Consider the following 2332-nt stretch of genomic DNA (forward strand, 5'->3'; position numbering starts at 1 on the left):
GAGCAAGCAGCGCATGCGCACCGACCGCGTCCGCAACATGTCGCTGGCGGGCAATCTGCAGGAATTGCTGGTCAAATCCGACACCATCGTCGGCATATTGAAGGCGCAGAAAGAGGTCCTCGACCAGCGCTACAAGACCTCGGAAACCAGCCTGTCGCAGGTGATCGAGCGCCGCAAGACCACCATGACCAACCTCGAAGCCGTGCAGAAGCGCATCGAGGAGCTCAACCCGATGCTGCTCGACATCGAAAACAAGATCGCCGCTTCGACCAGCCAGAAGGACCGCACGCAGCTCGAAGGCGAACGCTCCAAGCTGGCGACGGAATACAACGAAAAGCAGGCCAAGGAGCAGGAGCTGCTGGCCGAGAGCCAGACGCTCGAGCGCTACACCTCGATGTTCCAGACCTTCGTCGATTCGCTCAACAACCAGATCGCCGCGCAATCGACGCTGATCAACAAGCTGACCATCGATACCGAGCAGCGCATCGTGCTCTACAAGGCGCTGGAAGATTCGCTGAAGACCGCCGCCCAGCAGGACGTCGCCCACAAGATCAACACGCTGGGCAGCCAGGTCGACAACACCGCCGAGGAAACCATGGCCGGCATCGGTGCTGCTTCGCAAAAACACATCGGCGACCTACTCGAGATGCACGAGAAGAACATGGTCGCCACCGCCGACATCCAGCGCCGCAAGAAGCTGGCCGACGATGCCTTTGCCCGCCGCTTCGACGAGGTGCTGAAGAAGCACAATTCGGCAAACTACGTGCAGTCTTAGGGGTGATAGGACTGCCCGCGAGCGCACAGGCATGACCCCCGAAAACGAAGCGGCGGCACGATATTTCTCCGCCATCACGGCCGCGCTGAGCGGCCTTGAAGTGTTCATGCGCGACGATCGCTCGCCGCTTTACCGGCACGGCATCGTCGCCAAGATCGTCGCCGAATACATCGCCCGGCTCGACAAGTCGTTTTCCTGCTGGCGCAACCGGCTGGGCTTCATGGACACGTTCCGCATTTCGCGGGCCGAAAGCGGATTCCCGGTGTTCCAGAACCTGCTCGAACTGGAAAACGACCGCCGCCAGGCCGACGCGCGGCTTGCCAACATCCCGCTCGCCGGCGAATTGCGCGAGGAAATGGCCGACTTCATCCTGCGCCACAAGGAATTCCCCGAGGCGCTGCAGAAGTCGATGGCCGAGCGGCTCTATCTCGAGGACGTGAAAAGCGAGAACACCTTCGGTTCCTTCACGCTGGCGCAAACCGCCAAGGTCTCGGTCAATCCGAAGACGGGACGGCCCTATTATCTCGTCCATTGGGCGACGTTCGACGGCAGCGCCAACCTGCCTCTGGTCTACATGGTGACGGTGGAGGATTCTTCCGACGCGATGATCCGCCAGCTTGTCGACAGGAACGGCAAACTCAACGAGACGGTCGACATTCCGCTGCCGGTCGACGGCCTGCTCAATCCCGAGCTTGCCCATCGTTTCGACGATTTCACCGAGAAGAACTCCGCCTATACGCTGTCGCCGGCGACCATCGCGGTCAACCTCGACAAGGATTTCGAACCGCTGCACCCCAAGCAGCTGCGCCGCGTCGTGCTCGGCCCGTTCTATTCGGTGGGGATTACCGACAACAATTCGACGGTGACCGAGGTTCTGGCCAAGGTGCGCAAGCCGCAAAATGCCTGGCTTTTGACCTGGACGATCCAGGAGGTCTATTCCAAGAGCGAGAAACCCGGCCGCAAGGGCCTGTTTTCGAGTGAGAAGACAACGCAGGAATTCTTCATCAACACTGATGATCTGGAAGCCGCGCGTCAGGGCGTGTCGAGCTATGAAAACCATGCGCTGATTCCGCACGAGGCCTATCAGGCACTCTACGCCGCCGGCGAAGCACAGAAGATTTTTGCCGGCTACAAGGTTCATATCCTGTCCAACGGACAGGTCATCTCAGACGTCTGACCGTCACACCACGGAGCACCCTTCATGGATACCGGCCTGACCACCATTCCGGAAGCCGCCATCGAGAAGCACCGCGCCACCGCGCAGAGCTTCATCACCCGCATCGTCGTGCTGGAGGACCCGTCACGGGAGTCCGGCACCGCGCTTGCCGGCACCAACCGCCGCTTCGTCTCGACCGTCTCGGTCGGCTCGGTGCGTCGCACGCGCGAGGTCGAGCTGGCCAAGACCGTCGGCGCCGTTCATCTCGACGACCAGCTGCTGACCATCCCGCAGCACACGCTCCTGTTTCGCGCCCGGCGCGGCACGGCGATCGCGCTGGCCATATCGGACGTCTTTGCCGAAGGCTCCGACCTCGAAAGCCTGCAGGCCAGGAATACCCG

Annotated in this window: 2 protein-coding genes and 1 pseudogene; all 3 read left to right on the plus strand. The window is 61.4% G+C overall.

Annotated elements, in window-relative coordinates; all coding sequences use genetic code 11:
* Positions 1-775: hypothetical protein (locus ENZ75_RS29085; RefSeq protein ID WP_128278520.1), on the plus strand; the 775-nt coding region annotated here is incomplete at its 5' end.
* Positions 776-806: 31 nt separating this feature from the next.
* A complete protein-coding gene (locus tag ENZ75_RS29090) occupies positions 807-1952 on the plus strand; it encodes a hypothetical protein (protein WP_063168855.1) in 1146 nt (381 codons plus the stop codon).
* A gap of 24 nt (positions 1953-1976) precedes the next feature.
* Positions 1977-2332 (plus strand): annotated as a pseudogene (locus ENZ75_RS29095) (AAA family ATPase); the annotation flags it as partial.

It is taken from the genome of Mesorhizobium sp. M7A.F.Ca.CA.002.04.1.1 (genome assembly GCF_004022805.1).
GTDB classification, from domain to species: domain Bacteria; phylum Pseudomonadota; class Alphaproteobacteria; order Rhizobiales; family Rhizobiaceae; genus Mesorhizobium; species Mesorhizobium ciceri.

Bases quoted from the DNA above. Each gene is read 5' to 3' on its own strand.
- ENZ75_RS29090 (WP_063168855.1), top strand. From the start codon at position 807: ATGACCCCCGAAAACGAAGCGGCGGCACGATATTTCTCCGCCATCACG.